General features: G+C 36.0%; 14 protein-coding genes. 5 read left to right on the top strand and 9 right to left on the bottom strand.

The annotated features are described in order from the left end of the window. Positions 1-281 precede the first annotated feature (281 nt). The 4 genes from uxuA (at position 282) to LV89_RS14090 (ending at position 5,907) form a co-directional block, all read left to right on the top strand. Complete coding sequence (gene uxuA / locus LV89_RS14105) at positions 282-1,493, top strand: mannonate dehydratase (protein ID WP_229201521.1); 1,212 nt, start codon at positions 282-284, stop codon at positions 1,491-1,493. Between the two features lie 4 nt (positions 1,494-1,497). Further along, the gene (locus tag LV89_RS14100) at positions 1,498-3,585 is read left to right on the top strand and encodes an alpha-glucuronidase family glycosyl hydrolase (RefSeq protein ID WP_109743550.1); all 2,088 of its coding nucleotides are present in this window, start codon (positions 1,498-1,500) and stop codon (positions 3,583-3,585) included. Between the two features lie 446 nt (positions 3,586-4,031). Continuing rightward, positions 4,032-4,820, top strand: a complete 789-nt coding sequence (locus LV89_RS14095) for an SDR family NAD(P)-dependent oxidoreductase (RefSeq protein WP_229201520.1) — start codon at positions 4,032-4,034, stop codon at positions 4,818-4,820. Between the two features lie 49 nt (positions 4,821-4,869). Continuing rightward, positions 4,870-5,907 carry a glycoside hydrolase family 43 protein gene (locus LV89_RS14090; RefSeq protein ID WP_109743549.1) on the top strand — a complete coding sequence of 346 codons (1,038 nt, stop codon included), beginning with the start codon at positions 4,870-4,872 and terminating at the stop codon, positions 5,905-5,907. Between the two features lie 74 nt (positions 5,908-5,981). On the opposite strand, the gene LV89_RS14085 is transcribed toward LV89_RS14090, so the two are convergent. The 4 genes from LV89_RS14085 to LV89_RS14070 form a co-directional block, all read right to left on the bottom strand. Continuing rightward, the gene (locus LV89_RS14085) at positions 5,982-7,130 is read right to left on the bottom strand and encodes a Gfo/Idh/MocA family protein (protein WP_109743548.1); all 1,149 of its coding nucleotides are present in this window, start codon (positions 7,128-7,130) and stop codon (positions 5,982-5,984) included. 1 nt (position 7,131) lies between these two features. After that, positions 7,132-8,499: a putative oxidoreductase C-terminal domain-containing protein gene (locus tag LV89_RS14080; RefSeq protein WP_109743547.1), complete on the bottom strand. Its 1,368-nt coding sequence runs from the start codon at positions 8,497-8,499 to the stop codon at positions 7,132-7,134. Between the two features lie 18 nt (positions 8,500-8,517). After that, positions 8,518-9,939, bottom strand: coding sequence for a Gfo/Idh/MocA family protein (locus LV89_RS14075; protein ID WP_109743546.1), 1,422 nt, complete (start codon positions 9,937-9,939; stop codon positions 8,518-8,520). A 255-nt stretch (positions 9,940-10,194) separates the two neighbouring features. Next, a complete protein-coding gene (locus LV89_RS14070; protein WP_109743545.1) occupies positions 10,195-10,629 on the bottom strand; it encodes a GNAT family N-acetyltransferase in 435 nt (144 codons plus the stop codon). Positions 10,630-10,757: 128 nt separating this feature from the next. On the opposite strand from LV89_RS14070, the gene LV89_RS14065 reads away from it, so the two are divergent. Continuing rightward, positions 10,758-11,975, top strand: a complete 1,218-nt coding sequence (locus LV89_RS14065; protein WP_109743596.1) for an alpha/beta hydrolase family protein — start codon at positions 10,758-10,760, stop codon at positions 11,973-11,975. 89 nt (positions 11,976-12,064) lie between these two features. Here the strand turns inward: LV89_RS14065 and LV89_RS14060 are convergent, their stop codons facing one another. From LV89_RS14060 to LV89_RS14040, 5 genes are all read right to left on the bottom strand, one after another. Next, a complete protein-coding gene (locus tag LV89_RS14060) occupies positions 12,065-15,487 on the bottom strand; it encodes a DUF7133 domain-containing protein (RefSeq protein WP_109743544.1) in 3,423 nt (1,140 codons plus the stop codon). A 145-nt stretch (positions 15,488-15,632) separates the two neighbouring features. Then, entirely contained in the window at positions 15,633-16,400 is a 768-nt protein-coding gene (locus LV89_RS14055; RefSeq protein ID WP_109743543.1) for an SDR family NAD(P)-dependent oxidoreductase, read from the bottom strand. Between the two features lie 341 nt (positions 16,401-16,741). After that, entirely contained in the window at positions 16,742-17,644 is a 903-nt protein-coding gene (gene rbsK / locus LV89_RS14050; RefSeq protein ID WP_109743542.1) for a ribokinase, read from the bottom strand. 254 nt (positions 17,645-17,898) lie between these two features. Then, complete coding sequence (locus tag LV89_RS14045; protein WP_109743541.1) at positions 17,899-18,681, bottom strand: L-fucose dehydrogenase; 783 nt, start codon at positions 18,679-18,681, stop codon at positions 17,899-17,901. 33 nt (positions 18,682-18,714) lie between these two features. Next, on the bottom strand, positions 18,715-19,542 hold the full coding sequence (locus LV89_RS14040) for an amidohydrolase family protein (protein ID WP_109743540.1): 828 nt from the start codon (positions 19,540-19,542) through the stop codon (positions 18,715-18,717). Positions 19,543-19,620: the final 78 nt, after the last annotated feature.

Here is a 19,620-nt window from a genome sequence, read left to right as displayed (position 1 = left end):
AAAATAGTTTTATCTTAAAACCAAATTTAAGATAAATAATCGAATTACTCCTATTTTCTTGAAGTCACTATATTTTATTTACCAAATGAAAAGTTTTCATAATCCTAAATATTAACATTATTTCATGCAATCGGTTGCAAAAAATGAAAAGTAGGTTGATATTTACATTCAAAATGAGAATAGTGATAGATTTGCCATTTTTAGATTTCATGGGTAGATAATTATTCATTAGATTTCAGTAATTATTGATACTGAATTTTGATGTTTTTAAACAAAAAAATATGATACAAACAATGCGTTGGTTTGGACCAAACGACCCCGTTTCATTAATGGATATTCGTCAGGCAGGTTGTACAGGAGTGATAAGTGCATTGCATCAAATTCCTGTTGGTGAAGTTTGGTATGAAGAAAACATTTTAGAAAGAATTAATATTATTCAGGCTGATAATGAGCAATTTACGCCATTGACTTGGGATGTGGTTGAAAGTTTACCCGTTCATGAAGATATTAAAAAAGGACTTCCGAGTCGTGAAAAATATATTGCTAATTATAAAGAATCGCTTAAAAATTTAGCCAAATGTGGCATTAAAACGGTTTGTTATAATTTCATGCCTGTTTTAGATTGGTCACGGACGAATTTGAATTACCAAATGCCCGATGGTTCATTGGCTTTACGTTTTGTTTGGGAAGATTTTGCCATTTTTGATTTGTACATTCTCAAAAGACCAAATGCTCAAAATGATTATACCGAGGAGGTACAAGTTTCTGCAAAAAAGAAATTTGACTCTATGGCACAAGCCGAAATTGAAACTTTAAAGAATACGGCATTATTGGGTTTACCAGGTTCTGAAGAGGCTTTTGAATTAGATAAATTTCAAGGACTTTTAGATAATTATAAGCATATTGGAGACGCTGAATTAAGACAAAATTTATACTATTTTATTCAACAAATAGCTCCAACTGCACAAGAATTAGGTATAAATCTGTGTATTCACCCCGATGACCCACCGAAGCCTTTATTGGGCTTGCCAAGAGTGGTCAGTACCGAAAACGATTTGGCACAACTGATGGAAGCTTATAATCATCCCGCCAATGGAATAACTTTTTGTACAGGTTCTTTGGGTGTCCGTGAGGATAATAATTTACCGCAAATAATCAGACGATTTGGTAATAGAATTCATTTTATCCATTTAAGAAGTACCAAGCGAGAAGAAAATCCTCTTAATTTTCATGAAGCTGACCATTTGACTGGCGACGTGGATATGTATGCGGTTATCAAAGAGTTGGTTTTGGAAGAAAATAGACGAAAACAAAATGGAAAATCGAATTTTTCAATCCCGATGCGACCAGACCACGGACATCAAATGATGGATGATTTGAAAAAAAATACTTACCCCGGATATTCTGCCATTGGGCGTTTGAAAGGTTTAGCGGAGTTAAGAGGTTTAGAATTAGGAATAATCCGTAGTTTGGAAGAATCATCAAATAATTAAGAATATGCTCAAGAAAGGAATCATTTTATTTTTGTCAATTTTATCTTTTCACGTTAAAGCTGACGATGGTTATAAACTATGGTTGAAATATGATTTATTGAAAAATAATACTAAAGTCGCTGAATATAAACGCTTTAGTGATTTTATTGATGTTCAGTTTCCGATAAGCCCAATTATACAAACTGCCGAAAAAGAATTGAAAAAAGGCTTGTCTGGATTGGTAGGAGCGACAATTACTAAAACGGTAAAAACTTCGGGAGGAATTGTTTTTCAGAAAGATAATGCTCTTCCAAAAGAGGGTTTTAAAATAGTTGCAAAAAATGGTAATATTGTCATTTCTGCACAAACAGATAAGGGTATTTTATATGGTTCGTTTGAATTATTGAGACAAATTCAGACAGAAAACTCCATTGCTTCAATCAACCTTTCAAGTTCTCCGAAAATCCAACTCCGAATGTTAAATCATTGGGATAATGTTTTAGGAACAATCGAGCGTGGCTATGCGGGTTCTTCCTTGTGGAAGTGGTACGAATTACCCGAAAACATAGACCCACGTTACGTAGAATACGCTCGTGCCAATGCCTCAATTGGTATCAACGCAGTAGTTTTGAACAATGTAAATGCCAGTGCGAGATTTTTGACGAAAGAATATTTAGAAAAAGTAAAAGCTTTGGCAGACGTTTTTCGTCCGTATGGCATTCAAGTTTTTTTGTCTATAAATTTTGCCTCACCGAAAATTTTAGGAAAACTAAAAAATTCTGACCCGCTTGAACCCGAAGTAAAAAAATGGTGGAATGATAAAGCGAAAGAAGTTTATAGCTTTATTCCTGATTTTGGAGGTTTTTTGGTAAAGGCAAATTCAGAAGGAGAACCCGGCCCACAAGAATTTGGTAGAACTCACGCAGATGGAGCCAATATGTTGGCGGAGGCGGTAAAACCGTTTAATGGTTTGGTCATTTGGCGTGCATTTGTGTATGGCCCAAATCCGAAAGGAGATAGATACAAGGAGGCTTTCAACGAATTTAAGCCTTTGGACGGTCAGTTTGCGAAAAATGTTATCGTACAAGTTAAGAATGGTCCCATAGATTTTATGCCACGTGAGCCATTCCATCCGCTTTTTGGGGCAATGCCCAAAACACCTTTAGCGATGGAGTTTCAAATTACTCAGGAGTATTTAGGTTTTTCTACTAATCTGGTTTTCTTACCATCACTTTTTAAAGAAGTCTTAGAATCAGATACTTACGTCAATGGCAAAGGCTCGACGGTTGCCAAAGTTGTGGACGGTTCAGTACATGATTATCCCTTAACGGCTATTGCTGGGGTTGCCAATACAGGTTCTGATAGAAATTGGACAGGGCATTTTATGTCGCAAGCTAATTGGTATGGATATGGGCGTTTGGCTTGGAATCATGAGATTTCACCAGAGCAAATTGCTGAAGAATGGACGAAAATGACGCTTACCAAAGAAGCAAATTCTCAGAAAATCATTCGTAATATGCTTTTAACTTCCAGAGAAACTTATGTGAATTTTACCAATCCGTTGGGTTTACATCACATCATGGGACAGAATATCCATTTTGGAATGGAGCCTTGGTTAGAAAAAAGTGCAAGACCAGATTGGACTGCCATTTATTACCATCGTGCTGATTCTGTGGGTATTGGTTTTGACCGTACTGCCAATGGAAGTAATGCTTTGGGATTGTACTCAAAAGACGTTCAAAATCAGTGGAATAATCCTCAAACTTGTGATTTGAAGTATTTGTTATGGTTTCATCATGTTTCTTGGAATCAAAAACTTTCTACGGGAAAAACCCTTTGGGACGAATTATGCACCCGTTATTACACAGGTGTTACGGAGGTTGAAAAACTTCAAAATGATTGGTTGAAGGTAAAAGGAAATGTTGACGAAGAAATTTTTGAAGATGTTAAAGGAAGGTTAGCTGCACAACACCGTGAAGCCTTAAATTGGCGTGATGCTTGTGTTTTATATTTTCAAACGCATTCAAAGCAACCCATTCCAACGCCTTTTGTGAAACCAACAAGAACTTTGGAAGAAATGAAAAAAATCGTAGAAATTTATCAATTGAAATAAGTTATTGGTTACTGGTGAATTGGTTATTGGTTAATTGGGAATTGGTTACTGGTTAATTGGGAATAGGTTACTGGTTAATTGGGAATAGGTTACTGGTTAATTGGGAATTGGTTACTGGTTAATTGGGAATAGGTTACTGGTTAATTGGGAATAGGTTACTGGTTAATTGGGAATAGGTTACTGGTTAATTGGTTACTGGTTAATTGGGAATTGGTTACTGGTTATATATATCCACATACTAAAAAGTATAGTTAAAGGAATTGACAATGATAATGATTAGCAAGGATTAAATAATGATTAGCAAGGTTTAAATATATTCCCAGCTCACGAATACCAATAACCAATTAACTAATTCCCAATAACCAATAACCAATTAACCAATAACAATTAACCAAAATACAGGTATCAAAATATTAAAAATAAACATAAATAACATTAGAAATAACGTGGATTCAATAGAAAATAATAACTCAATTTTTGCTAATATTTTTTCATTAAATGGAAAAATTGCTTTAATTACAGGTGGTGGTAGCGGTATAGGTTTCGACATTGCAGAATGTATGGTCGCTTCGGGGGCTACTGTTGTCATTACAGGAAGAAGAGAATTTGCTTTAAAGGAAGCAACTGATAAATTGGGTAAAAACGCTCATTATGTTGTGAATGATGTAACCGAATTAGATAAATTAGAAGGCTTAGTTACTGAAATTGAAAGCCGATTTGGAACAATTGATATTTTGGTAAATAATGCTGGAATTAACATGAAAAAACCTGCATTAGAAGTTACCGATGAAGATTTTAATCGAATTATTCATACAAATTTAAGTGCGGTTTTCACCTTGACACGTGCCGTTGCCAAAGGAATGGTTGCTCGTCAGAGTGGGTCAATTTTAATGATTTCTTCAATGGCGGCATATTATGGTATCGACCGTGTGGTGGCTTATGCCGCTTCAAAGTCGGGTGTGGAGGGAATGGTAAAAGTCTTGGCTTCTGAGTTTTCAAAATTTAATGTGAGAATTAACGCTATCGCCCCAGGATTTATCGAAACAAGTATGATGAAAACTGCTATGGGAAGCGACCCTGACCGTATGAATCGTGCCTTAAATCGTACTCCAATGGCAAAGTTTGGTAAACCTGCCGATATTGGTTGGGCAGCCGTTTTTTTAGCTTCAGAAGCCGCAGCTTATATTACGGGTGCATCTTTGCCTGTTGATGGTGGAAATTCTATTGGATTCTAAAATAATGCCTGTTGAGTTCTTATTTCTTAAAACTTAATACCCAGTTTCAATGAAACAAACTTGTTTATCTCTTTTATCAATAATATTACCGCTAAGCCTAAACGCTCAGCAAGAAGGTAGAAAACCAATTTCACAACCTTTGGTAAGCCATATTTTTACTGCTGACCCATCTGCCCATGTTTTCAATGGGAAAATTTATGTGTATCCATCACATGATATTGAGTCGGGTGTAAAAGCTGATGCAGACGGTAATCATTTCGATATGAAAGATTTTCGTGTTTTGTCGATGGATAAAATTGGAGGGAAAGTGAAAGATAATGGCGTTGCTTTGTCAATTAAGGATATTCCTTGGGCAAAACGCCAGCTTTGGGCTCCTGATGCAACTTTCAAAAAAGGAACATACTATTTGTATTTTCCTGTAAAAGATAAAGATGATATTTTTAGAATTGGCGTAGCAAGTAGTAAAAATCCAGTAGGACCGTTTAAAGCTGAGTCGTTGCCAATTGAAGGAAGTTATAGTATTGACCCAGCCGTTTTTAAAGATTCAGATGGAAGCTATTATATTTATTTTGGAGGAATTTCTGGAGGACAATTACAAAGATGGAAAGACAATCAATATCAAGCCAACGCAGAAGGAGCAAAGAAGGAAGAATTGGCTCATTTGCCCAGAATTGCCAAACTGTCGCACGATATGAAACATTTTGTGGAGGGAGTGAAAGAAGTAAAAATTGTAGATGATAAGGGAAATTTATTTAAAGAAGCGAATAATGATAAACGTTTTTTTGAAGCGGCATGGGTACACAAATACAATGGTAAATATTATTTTTCATATTCTACGGGCGACACACATAATATTTGTTATGCCATTGGCGACAATCCGTATGGACCTTTTACTTATAAAGGGGTAGTTCTAAAACCTGTTCAAGGTTGGACAAATCACCATTCTATTATCGAAAAAGATGGAAAATGGTATTTGTTTTATCACGATGTTCAATTGTCTGGTCAAACACATTTACGAAATGTAAAAGTGACAGAATTGAAATATAACCCCGACGGAACAATACAGACTATTGATGCTTATAAGTAAAAGTTATGCTGTTTAAATACGAAAAACCAACTTTTATGAGTTGGTTTTTCGTATTTAAGATATGAAAACTCTTCTTATTTTAACGCTAATTTTTTAGCAAATTTTTGAGCTTTTAAAGATAATTCAGTGGCTAAAAAACAATGCTCTTGCGTCATCGCAGTTTCAGTTCTATTCACAATATCATCTACTAATTGCCCACCAAAAGGTAAAGTGTCTCCATTACAATCAATATATTTGGTTTCTTTGTTATTCACCAAATAAAGATTACTTCCATTATCACGATTGGCAATATCTATATTTTTACGAATTTCAATATAGCCTTCTGTTCCCAAAATTGTTAATCTACCATCGCCCCAAGTTTTTAGTCCATCAGGTGTAAACCAGTCAACTCTGATATAACCTGTTCCTTTATCACCTCTCAACATCAAGTCGCCAAAGTCTTCAAAAAGAGGAAATTCTGGGTGATTTACATTGCCAATTTGTGAAGAAACAACTTCTGCCTTTGTTGAACCTGTAAAGAATAAAAATTGGTCGCATTGGTGAGAACCAATATCTGTGATAATTCCACCAAATTTATTTTTATCAAAAAACCATTCTGGACGACTCTTCGTATTCATTTTATGAGGACCCATACCAATAGTTTGTACAACTTTACCAATGGCTCCTGCTTTTACCAACTCACCTGCTCTCACAGTCGCTTTGTTTTCAAAACGCTCACTGAACATAATTGAATAAATACGTTTGGTAGCTTTTTGTACTTTTCTAACTTCTGCCAAATCTTCAAGTGTGGTAATGCCAGGTTTGTCTGATAAAAAGTCTTTTCCGTTTTTCATGGCTCTAATACCTAATTGAGCTCTTTTACTGGCAATTCCAGAAGTTAAAATCAATTGAATTGAATTATCTTCCAAAATTTCTTTTTCATCTTTGACCTGTTTTACTTGAGGATATTTCTTAACAAAATTTGCTAATAAATCAGCTTCTTTCGCATAAACAGCCACTAACTCACCACCACCACGACTAACGGCTTCTACCATTCCATAAATATGGGAGTGATTGATACCAATTACTGAAAATTTAATTCTTGGAGCAATATTTTTGATAATATTGGGTACTTCAATTTGTGTCGATTTTGCCGAAATATCTTGAATAATACTTGGAGAAAGTACAATTCCTGCCGCACCTGTTAAACTGTTTTTTAAGAAATTTCTACGATTATTTTCCATGTTATTTTTTTCCTTTTTGAGCCATTTTTAAGGCTTGAGTTGTTGTGTAATATTTGGCAATCATATTTGGTACTTCCCAACTTGGTAATTTACCTTTCTTGAGATATTCGAAATATTTCTCGGTTACTCTACCAAAATGTGCCTCATGACCTTCTTTGTATTTTTCGGGGATTTCTACTTCCCAACCTTTCTCGTTTTTCTTTAATTCAATACCTTGGAACTTCGCTTGAATGAGTTTTAAATTTTGCATTAACTCATTTTCATATTGTTGAGAATTAGCAATCGGTTCGATGTACAATGTTGGCTTATAGTTTTGCTCCTTTCCTTGACGAATTACCAAATTTGCTTTTGTACCACGCATAATTGAATAATGCGTGTCACCTCCGCCTTCTGGTGCTTTAAACGACCAAATTACTGATGCTTTTGCATGAACTCCTTTTAATTGATAGTTAATTTCTCCGTTTGAAAATACTTTTAACAAAGTATCCTTCACAACATCTTTCTTTAAATAATCAGGGAAATTTTGCGTTTTTGTGATACTCTTAAACTGACTTAAAGTCATGTCTGTCGTCCAATGGTGGGCTTCGTCTATTTTAATATCTTTTTGATAATCAATTACTTGGTTCGGGAAACATTCCCATTGAATTAAATCTACTAAGTGAGTAGTAACATCGACAATTCCTTCGCCTTGTTGATTCACATCCATAAACCATGATGGACGAGTGAGAACACTCCCTGAAACATATTTATAGAAATGGTGAACACTTTCTTTCGTAACGGCAGGATTTTCTAAAGTTCCTTTTTCAAGTTTTCCAAACACAGCAGATAGTAATGAAAATTCACGTTGAAGCATGGTGCTAATTTCATAACGTTCTGTCATAATATCGTACAATAAAACCTTTTTCTGAGCAGCATCTTTGAATGTTTTTTTCAATTTTTCAAAATCCTTCCCATTGATAATCATAGGTTTATCTGCCAAAACGTTAAATCCTGCATTTACTGATTTTTCCAAATAGTCAGCTTTGATGCGATTATTGCCAGCTATCACGACAATGTTTCCTGCCTTTTCTGCTAACATTTTTTGAAAATAATCGCTACCAGTATAAACTTTTTCTTGCCAATTTGTTGGTTGCTCTTTTCGGCTATTGTAGGAGTTGATTCTGTCTAAATGAAAATTGACATCTGCACCCGCAGGGGCGTAAACGTGTACCTGCGGATTAACTTCTGGGTACATATTTTTCTGAACCAATGCCGCATGAAAATGCCCTGGGTCGAGCGTAATTAATTTGAACTCTTTTATGGCTTGGGAATATCCTACCGTTGAAAGTAAGGATAATCCCAAAGTTATTTTGCTTGAAAATTTAGTCATTATATTTTAAAAGGAAAGTTATTTTTTCTTGGCAGTTTTTGCCACTTTAATGGCATACGGAGCTCTCTGTTCTCTGGCTAATAATTTATTGGCTTCATCGTCATTTTTGAATTTTTCAGTTTTAGGATTCCAATAAAGTTTACGATTTAGTTTCATGGCAGCATGGTGCAACAAACAAGCTGAACATGAACGATGACCAATTTCAGCGGGAGCGAGGGGTTCTCGTCTGGTAACGATGCTGTCAAGCCAATTACCATGATGGTCATTGCTTTCTGGCAAATGAATTTCGTTTGGTCCAATTACAGAAGTTAATAATTTCGGGTCGCTTGCATCTAATTTCTTAGCGGCGTTTTGTTTAGCAATTGGGTCGCTTGTGGTTACGGCTGAATCACCACGAGAAACAAAAATCCAACCTTCAGTTCCTTCAAAACGGATTCCATTGGCAATTTCGTTCGTTACCGTCATTTGTACGCCATTTTCGTAAAGTGCTTCTGTTCTGAAAATTCCGTGAACATTCCATAAACCACTTTTAGGAAAATCGGCTTTCCCCCAAATTTCAACTGGCCCTGTATATTCTGTATTCATAGCCCAGTGGGCAGAGTCGATATGGTGAGCCCCCCAACCCGTAATCATTCCTGCACCAAATTGTTCACAACGTAACCAACCGGGGCGGTCAAATCCTACATTTGGGTGAACTCTTTTTTCGGTATAATACACTTCTGGCGTTGTTCCCAGCCACATATCATAGTTTAGATTTTTAGGAATTGGCATTTGTGGCTCTTCATCTCCTGATGGGTCACCGGGTAAGCCAACATAGACTCTTTGTAATTTCCCAATTCTACCATTTCTTACTAATTCTGCCGCATATCTAAATTGATAAGCAGAACGTTGCTGACTACCCACTTGAACAATTCTTCCCGATGCTTTAACGGCATCCGACATCATTCTGCCTTCTGCGATGGTCAATGAAGCAGGTTTTTGCATATAAACGTCTTTTCCTGCACCAACTGCATGGATTACGATAGGAGCGTGCCAATGGTCGGGCGTACTTACTAAAACAGCGTCAATATCTTTGTTCGCTAATAAATCTTGATAATGGTCGTAGCCCTTTACGCCTTTAAAATCTTTACCTGTTTTTTTTGTATAATACCCATTCACTAAATCTTGAGCAGATTTTACACGATTACTATCCAAATCACAGACTGCGGTAATTTGTGCATTATCATATTTCCAAACTCCCGGCATATCATGTCCACGTGAGATTCTACCAACGCCAATTGCACCGATATTTATCCGATTGCTTGGAGCATTTTTACCAAAAACAGAGGCAGGTAAAATAGTTGGGAATCCACTTATAATGGCACTGCTTGCTAAAATTCCTTTCGTGCTTAAATCAAGAAATTTTCTTCTTGATATGGCGTTATTGGGGTCTTTATTCATAATTATTTAAGATTATTAAGTTGGATTTACTTTTCAAGAAGTGGAATTTAAACCGATTGCATAAATATTGCAAATGATTGTAAATATAGAATATTAAACCAAAAAAACAATCCTGTTTTTTTTAGATTAAATTATCAATCAAAGAATAAATATGAATTATTTTATAAAACTTGAAAGAAGAATGAGCCAATAATTTACTCACTTGTATTAGACAAAAGAGAATAAGCCAGTTAAATGTTACTTACACTATTATAGCTAAAGATTTATTTTGTAACTAAAACCGTGTTTTTCAAAGCCTAAATTTTCGTAAAATTGATGTGCCTCAATTCGCTTTAAATTGCTTGATAATACCATTTTGTAGCATCCAAATTGCCGACCTTTGTTAAGGGCAAAGTTCATCATTGATTTTCCAATTCCTTGACCTTGAAAATCGGTATCGACCACCACATCTTCAATGATTCCTGACGGAGTACCAATGTGAGCAAGATTATCCATAATTAATAATGCAAAAGTGCCAACAACTTGATTGTCAATTTCGGCTACGTAAATTTTATAATTTGGATAATCTGCCATTTTATCAAATAGCTTTTCCGCATCAGTAATTGAAAGAACTTCGCCTTTGTCTAATACTTCTGCGTATAGACGCAATATTTGAGGTAAATGTTTTTTAGAGGCTTCAAGAATAGTCATGGTAATATCTTATTTTTGTGAGTGTTCAATTCTGATTCAGCATTGAACCATTTTAAAAATGAGTAAGTTGAATATGTATCAAATGTCCTAAAAAAAACGTTAAACTCAAGTATCAAAATATAATGAAAATGACATCAATTTTTAACAAATTCAAAATTTACTATCTGATTCTTCCAATTGCCTTTGTTCTACTGAATGGTTGTGGAAAAACGTCAGACCCAACTCCTCAACAAAATCAATATTTGGTAAGTAGCACTCTGATAGGAGAGTATTCCAAAACCGCTTTACAGACTCGGGCTAATGCTTTAGATTCAGATTTAAGTAGTCCTGAAATAACATTTTTTGTAAACTCTCTCTTGAAATATAATATTAAGGCTTACAAAATCATTTATAAGACAAAAAATATTGATGGGACTGAAATTCAAGCTTCGGGGGCTTTAATTATTCCTTCTACTTCAGAAGCTCTGCCAATGATAAGCCAACAACATGGAACTATCAGAACTGACACGCAAGCACCCTCAAACTACCAGCCAAGTAGCGAAGCCTATTCAATTGCTTCAATTTTTGGCTCAAACGGATATATCATTGCTTGTCCCGACTATATTGGTTATGGAGTTTCCAAAAGTATTCAACATCCTTACGAACATCGTGAAAGTTTGGCACAAGCCAGTTTAGATATGATTAGAGCATCATCTGAATTTTTAGCGAACGAAAAGGTAAATTGGAATAAAAAACTGATGATTACAGGATATTCTCAAGGTGGTTTTGCCACAATGTCTTTACAAAAAAAGATTGAAGAGCAATTTCCGACAGAGTTTAATTTAGTTGCATCTTCTTGTGGAGCAGGGGCTTACAATAAATCTCAGTTTATGAAAGACTTGTTTAACACTACAACTCATGCCATTCCAGCATACAATCAATTGTATATTTGGGTTACTCAAACGTATAACCGAGTTTATGGATTAAATCGTTTGATGAATACCTATTTCAAAGAACCTTACGCTACTGATATTCAAGCGAATGGAAATAACGCAAATGTAGGTGTCAGTTTTAATTTAGCTATCAATGAGACTTTCAAAAAGGCAGTCAACGATGGAACAGATACCGCTTTTTTAAATGCGGTGAAAGACAATGATGTTTTTGACTGGGCTCCCCAAACCGAAACTCAATTATATCATGGTGACGCTGACCAACAAGTTTTTTACAATAATTCTGTCACTGCCGAAAAAGCTATGAAAGCAAAGGGGGGGAAAGTTACTTTATTTACCACAAAAGGTGGTACACACGGTTCAACACTTCAATATTACGCCATCGGAACTTATACTTTTTTTACAGGAAAAAGATAATTTTTGTATCACGGGAAAGATTCCCGTGTTACAAAAAAACGTCGATAAGCCTTAAACTTATCGACGTTTTTTGTTAATCAAACTTTATTTTATTGTAATGTACTCAAATATTCTACAACGTCTCTGATTTCTCTTTTAGAAAGTAAACTTCCCATTGGAGGCATTCCAGATGCTACGTTTTCTCTTTTCTTGATTCTTGCCACTGGCACAACTAAAGGTTCTGCTTCATTGGTCGTAATGGTCAATTCTGTGGCAGTTTCTTTTGCCAAGATTCCATTCACTTCTTGTCCGTCAATAAGTGTTAAAATTACACTTCCATAACCGGGAGAAAGTCTTGCACTTGGTTCTACAAGAGCTTGTAAAATTTGTTCTCTTGTTAAAGTGCTGGCGATTTTAGTCAATGGAGGACCAACCGAACCACCTTCTCCGCTACCAATTGTATGGCAACGAACACACTGAGCAGTACTGTTATAATTGAAAATGTTTTTTCCTTCCTGTCTGTTTCCACCATGAAGCGATTCTGCATATTCACCCAAGAATGAATCTGCTTTTTTCAAACCTGCAATTTTTGCTTTTAATTCTTCGATTCCCGAAGCATCAACCGTTTCTTTTAACTCTAAAGAAAGACTTGGAGAAATTTTATTATTCTTCAATTGCTCAATCAAATCTGATAAAATCACTTTTGTTTTATCAGCTTCCATTTTACCCAAAACGGTCAAAAGTTGTTGTTGTTCTTTGATTCCGCCTTTTGTGAAAATAGTATTTACTAAAACAGGTAAATTCTCTTTTGAAACATTGTTATTGTTCAAAAGTCCGATTGAAGTAGTCCTAACTGATTCTGTTTTGTCGTCCATTCCGCTCTTAATAACGTCCTCCATTCCTTTGTATTTCAACTGATTAAGAGCTGGTAAAATCGCCACTTTAACTTTTTCGTTTGAGCTTTCAGCATAGATTTTCGCCAATTGGTCGTTGGCTTCCGTCATATTCAATTCTGAAATTAAACCAGCCATAGCAATAATGGTTTCTGGATTAGTTTCCTTCAAGAAATTGCTTACATGAGGCTTGATTTTCGCTTTTACCAAAGCCACATCACGTTTGATAACGCCACGATAACGACCGTCAACTCTGTCGGTAGGAGATGGGCTTACCCAAGTTCCTAAAGTAGCAATTGCTTCAGATTTAATGTTGTCATCAATGTCAGTTCTTGTAGAAAATGCAATTAAAGCATCTAATTCTTTCTCTCCACCAACTCTCAAAGCTGCATTGATTGCTCTTCTTAAAAGTGGTTCAGTCGTAAATCTTTTTTCGTTTAGAACAGATGCAAGTGCAGGTAAAGCTGCCGTAATCGACAAATCATCGTTAATTCCACGAGCCGCTTCTGTAACAATATATTCGTCTTGGTCTTTCAAGAAAGTAGCAATATTTGGATTGCCTAATCTTCTCAACACTAAAACTGCTGCCGTTCTCAAAGCCTTACTTGAATTATTTGCCAAAGCTAAAATTGGTTCAACTTTTCCAATTTTCGATAAAGCTAAAACACCCGCATGACGCAAATACAAATCTGTATCATTATTGGCAGAAAGCATATCAATCAAAGGCTGAACTGCATCTTGTTGAGCCGTTTTTCCTAATGCCTCCGCACTATAAAATTTCACTCTTGGATTATCATTTTTCAAAAGAGCAATTAAAGTACTTCCTGCTCCTGTAATTTTAGCATCACCAATCATTTTGGCAGCTTGAACGATAATTTCAGCATCTTTATCACCTAAAAGTCCAATCAAAGTTGGAGCAACACTTTTATCTTTTCTTGCAATTTGTCCAACACCCCAAATACCGTGAATTCTTGCTAATTGATTGTCAGTTCGGGCGTCGCTACGCTGAGCGATTGCTTTTTTCAAAACTGCTAAACCTGTTGCACCTCTTTCAACCAATTCAAACTGTGCTTTCTGACGAATACGCATATCAACATTGCCGAGCAAAGTAAACAGCATATCAGTTGTTTGTTTAGCATAATCCAACTGAATTAAACGTTTTGTTTCGGTTCTGAGAGCTTCTAAATCATTTTTATCATTGGTAACATCAACTTTCCAAACTCTTCCGTAATTCTTTGTGTCCCAGCCATTTATCCAGTCAGCGGCGTATAATGCTCCGTCTGGACCAAATCTGATACCTGTAGGTAAAATACCGCTTACAATGTCTTTTTCACCATCTAATTCAAAAGAAGCTCCTTTAGGTTTTAAGCCAAAAGACCAAATGTGTGAACGAGTTGGCGTTCCAACAAATTCAACTAAGAAGAATTTATTTTTCCAATCTGAACCCAAGGCTGTTCCGGGATTGTACACCATTCCCGTTGGACCATTATGATAATTCATGATTGGCGGAACGATGTACGCTGCTTGTCCGTCCCAACGTGGTTTGAAAAGTTTTTCATTCATCCAAACGTTGTATTTATTGTTCTTAGGGTCGGTGTATTTACCATATTGCCAGTTTGAACGCCAACCTGCATCTGAACCTTGAACGACGTGTACTAAACGCTCGCTTTCACCGGGGTAATCGCCGTCGTTATCTGAAGAGATTAAGTTTCCGTAATCGTCAAAAACGAATTCGTGCGTATTTCTTAAACCCGAAGCAAAGATTTCAAAATCACTACCATCTGGATTTGAACGGGCAATTATTCCTGAATTCGGGTGTTCAAATTTCTTACCATCTGTTGTGGTAATATTTGCTCCAATATCGCCAATATTCCAATAAAGTTTTCCATCTGGACCTTCAATCAAACCAGACATACCATGTCCACTAAAACCAATGTGAACGCCATACCCGTGACTAATTGATGTTTTTTGGTCATAAACACCGTCACCATTGGTATCTTTCAAACGCCAAACGTCTGGAGCAATACTGATAAATGCGTCTTTTTTACGGACTAAAATACCTCCTGCAACGTCCGTAATTTCATCGTTAAAATCATTCAAAACTCTGGTTGAAGTCTCGGCAATGCCATCGTTGTTTTTATCTTCAATTTTCCAAACTTCGTCTTTTTCAACTTTCAAGTCCTTCCAATCGTGAACGCCATCTTCATTTAAGTCTTTCAACCAACCATTTTTGTCGCTTTTATCAGAAGCGAAGATTTTTCTCAAAAATGCACGTCTATCTTCAACTGTTTTTAAGCTGATAGATTCTGTCATCCAATCACGGTGACCACGAATATCAAATTCTGAGTTTTTCTGACGATTGGTTCTAATTAAATAGACTTTGCCCCAATCATCAATCGACATAGCAACTGGGTCAGGAGCAAGGGAATCTGATGCCCAAAGGCTTACTTGTAAACCATCGGCAACTTTGATGGCAGTTTTCTCACGAATTTCTTTTGCTTTGGAAAGTACCGTTTTGGGGTCTTCACGAACTACCATTGGTTTTACGACAGGAGCTTTTTTCTGAGCAACGGCAGTATTGACAATTGTTAAAGCAGATGAAATCGCAAGAATTGAAATTCTGCAAATAGGAGATTTCATGTACATGGATTGTTAAATAGTAATATTATGTTTAAAAGGTTGTACGCTTGATTTTTTACTGACGAGTTATTTGAATTCAGATTGACGTTTATTATTCCGACCATCGAAAAGCCAAAATTGAACATCGAAATACAATCATCGAAAATCAATAAGGCGAAACGCCTACGGAAGTCCAACCGCCATCAATCACTAAACTTTGTCCCGTAATTTGTCGGGACAAAGGAGAAACCAAAAATACAGCAGCGTTGGCAATATCCTGTACGGTTGATGGCCTGCCTGTGGGGGTAATACGTGACCATGTAGAAATATATTCTGAATCTTGGAGGGTTCTTTCGGTTAAAGTTGCCCCAGGAGCAATGGTATTGATGTTGATTTGATGAGGAGAAAGGTCAATTACTAAGTTTTTAGCTAATTGTTCAATGCCTGCTTTGGTCATGCCATAAGCTGCTAAATTTTCGTGAGCTTGGTGGGCAGTTACGGAAGACGTTAATAAAATACTGCCTCCATTGCCTTGCAAAACCATTTGTTTGGTAGCCGCTTGCGTTAAGAAAAATGTACCAAATAAATTCACTTGCAAGAGTTTTTGCATGGATTCGGGGTGATATTCCAAGAAATTACCAAAGGTGGTAATGCCCGCATTGGCAATTAAAATATCTAATTGCCCGAATTTTTTAACGGCAAAAGCTACAATGCCATTAATGACATTTATTTCAGAAATATCTCCGCCAAATGCTTCACAAATACCGCCTTGTTCAATGATTTTTTGACTGGCAATTTTTGCTAAAACATCATCAATATCATTTAAAACTACTTTTACCCCCAAAGAAGCCAATTGTCGAGCGACTTCAAAGCCAATACCGATTCCCGCACCTGTGACGATAGCTACTTGATTTTGAAAGGAATTATTTGTCATTTTTGTTGGATTTCTTTTTTTGGGTGATTTTTAAATTGTTGTGTATTTCTTTACTTGGTCGTTAGAACCACTCCGTCCCGTGGCTGCGTCTCCTGACCAGCCATTGTGCGAAAGCAAATCCTTCCTGCCGTTGTCTGTGTCTCCACAGACGATACATTGGGGTCGTCTGTGGAGACACAGACAACGGCAGGAGATGGTGAATTTCCTATTTATGATTGATTCATTTATTTGGAAAACTAACGAATTGCTTTCGCACGAGTGGACTGGTCGAGAGACCATCCACGGAAGTAGGAGATTCGCTAATTTTCAAAAATTAGTTAATCTCCTGATAAGGAATCTTTTTAAATTTCAGCAAGCAAAGGAGCGGAGGCTTGAGCTCCCATTCGAGTTACGGAAATGGAGGCAACTTTGCAGGCGAATTCTATCGCTTGTTCTAATACTACATCTTTAGAAAGTGCCACGGTTAATGCACCATTAAAAACATCTCCAGCCGCAGTTGTATCAACGGCTTTTACAATAGGAGAGGAAATCAATTTTTGTGTTTTTGAATTATGCAGAAATGCACCTTTTGAGCCTAAAGTGATGATAACATTTTCAATACCTTTTTTATGGAATTCTTCTGAAGCTAACTTAGCAGTTTCGAGGTCAGTTACTTTTATGCCAGTTAATAATTCTGCTTCTGTTTCATTTGGCGTGATAAAAGAAATATATGGAAAAACTGATTCATCTATTTTTTGAGCAGGAGCAGGGTTTAAAATAATCGTTGCTTTTTTATGATGACAAAATTTGATAGTTTCTTCAATGGTCGAGATTGGAATTTCTAATTGAATCAAAACAATATCTCCTTCTGTGATATTTTGAAGGGCTTTTTCAACTTCTGGAAAATGTAAATTTGCATTTGCACCCGACGCTACCGAAATACTGTTTTCGCCTTTTTCATCTACTAAAATAAGGGCAATTCCCGATGGATTTTTATCATCCACAAATACGAAATCGATATTGATTCCCACTTCTTCAAAACCCTCAATAGCTTGTTTCCCAAAAATATCATTTCCGACTTTACTGACAAAAATAATGTCTCCACCTAATTTTGCCGATGCCACTGCTTGATTTGCCCCTTTTCCTCCCGCATTCATCAAAAAGTCTTCTCCAATAATAGTCTCTCCCGCAGCAGGTAATTTACTTGATTTAATAACCATGTCAGTATTTGAACTCCCAATTACATAAATCTTTTTTTGCGTCATTATTTTATCTTTTTTGAGTTTGAATATACGCTTATTGCAAATAAAATACAATCTGAAATTAATATTAACCTAAAAAAGGTATTGCGTATCTGAGTCTCAACGGAAGTCGTCGTTTTGAACGACGACTTCCGTAAAGTACGCATCAAATCTTTAAAATTGGTATAATATTATACTATTCTATATGTTAAGGGAAAATAAAAAACCTTGCTTGAAGACATCAAACAAGGTCGTTTTTTAGTAATACTCAGTGATTTTTACAATAAAGCTCTGTCGAGGTGCGTATATCCACCGTCCACATAAATAATTTGTCCCGTTGTATGGCTCGAACGCTTCGACATCAAGAAAGCTACCATATTCGCAATTTCCTCCGAAGTTGTCATTCTTTTTCCCAACGGAATTTTATCGGTAATTTTTGCTAAAGTTTCTTCTGGATTTGGTAAAGTTTTTATCCAACGGTCGTACAATGGCGTATAACATTCTGCTACAATTACGGCATTTACACGAATACCATATTGGAGTAATTCCACTGCCCATTCACGGGTTAGAGCATTACGTCCACCATTTGAGGCAGCATAAGCGGATGTTCCACCCTGACCAGTTTCAGCGGTTTTTGAACCAATATTTACAATTGCTCCTTTAGATTCTTTCAAATATGGCAAAGCATGATGAGCCAATAAATAATAGTGAATTAGGTTGCTATGAAGAGATTGTACAAATTTTTCATACGTACCATTTTCTAAACCAACGCCATCATTTACACCTGCGTTATTGACTAAACCATCTATTCTTCCAAATTTTTCTACCACTTCAAAAACTGCTTTTGCACATTCATTTGGGTCGGATAATTCTGCTACAAATGACCATGCTTGTCCGCCCGCAGCTTGTATTTTATCAATCGCTTTTTGATTGTCAGCTTCGTTTCTTCCAACAATCGCAACATAAGCTCCCTCTGTTGCCAAAACACCCGAAATGCCTTCGCCGATGCCTTTTGCACCTCCTGAAACAATAATTACTTTTTCTTTTAGTCCTAAATTCATGATTAATTTAAGTGTTGAGGTAAGGTTATGTACTTATAATTTGTAAAATTTAACGGCATTACCGCCCATAATTTTCTTCTTTTCTAAAGTTGAAAATGAAGAAAAATATTCTTGTACAATATTTAGTTGTTCTTCATAATTTCCCGCTACTAAACAAACTGGCCAGTCAGAACCGTACATTAATCTTTCTGTTCCGAAAGCTTTTACAACGGTATCAAGATAAATTTTAAAATCGGCATTTTTCCAACCTTTCCATTCTCCTTCAGTTACCATGCCCGAAACCTTGCAATAAACATTTTGATGCAAAGCCAATTTTTTAATATTGGTCTGCCATTCAGCATATTCACCCGACTTAATATCTGGTTTGGCAATATGGTCAACAACGAATTTTTGCTCAGGGAAAAGTTTGGCTAAATTGATGGCTTGTTCCAACTGAAAGTGATAAATCAAAATATCATACGTAAAATCGTAAGCTCCTAATTCAGTAATTCCATTCTTAAATTTTGGACGCAACATGAATTCAGAATCGCTTTCACCTTGAACAATATGTCTAAAACCTTTAACTTTTTCAAATTGAGAATAATGTTCTAAACTTTCGTAAACATCGTCGGCTAATAAATCAACCCAACCAACAACTCCTTTTATAAAACTATTTTTTTCAGCCAATTCAATCAAAAAATCGGTTTCAGCTTCACTTTGGTCAGCTTGAACAGCCACACAACCGTCAATATTATTTTGTTTTAAAATTGGTTCTAAATCAGCAGGTAAAAAATCACGTTGAATAATGCTCATATCATCTGTTATCCAATCGTGAGTTTGTGCATTGTATTTCCAAAAATGTTGATGCGAATCTATGGTCATATTTGAATAATTATAGTAACACAGACTTCAGTCTGTAAGAAAAAATATAGGCTAAAGTTTGTGTTACTTATACAGATT

It is taken from the genome of Arcicella aurantiaca (assembly GCF_003148625.1).
GTDB lineage: Bacteria > Bacteroidota > Bacteroidia > Cytophagales > Spirosomataceae > Arcicella > Arcicella aurantiaca.
This window is presented reverse-complemented; position numbering and strand designations above follow the sequence as displayed.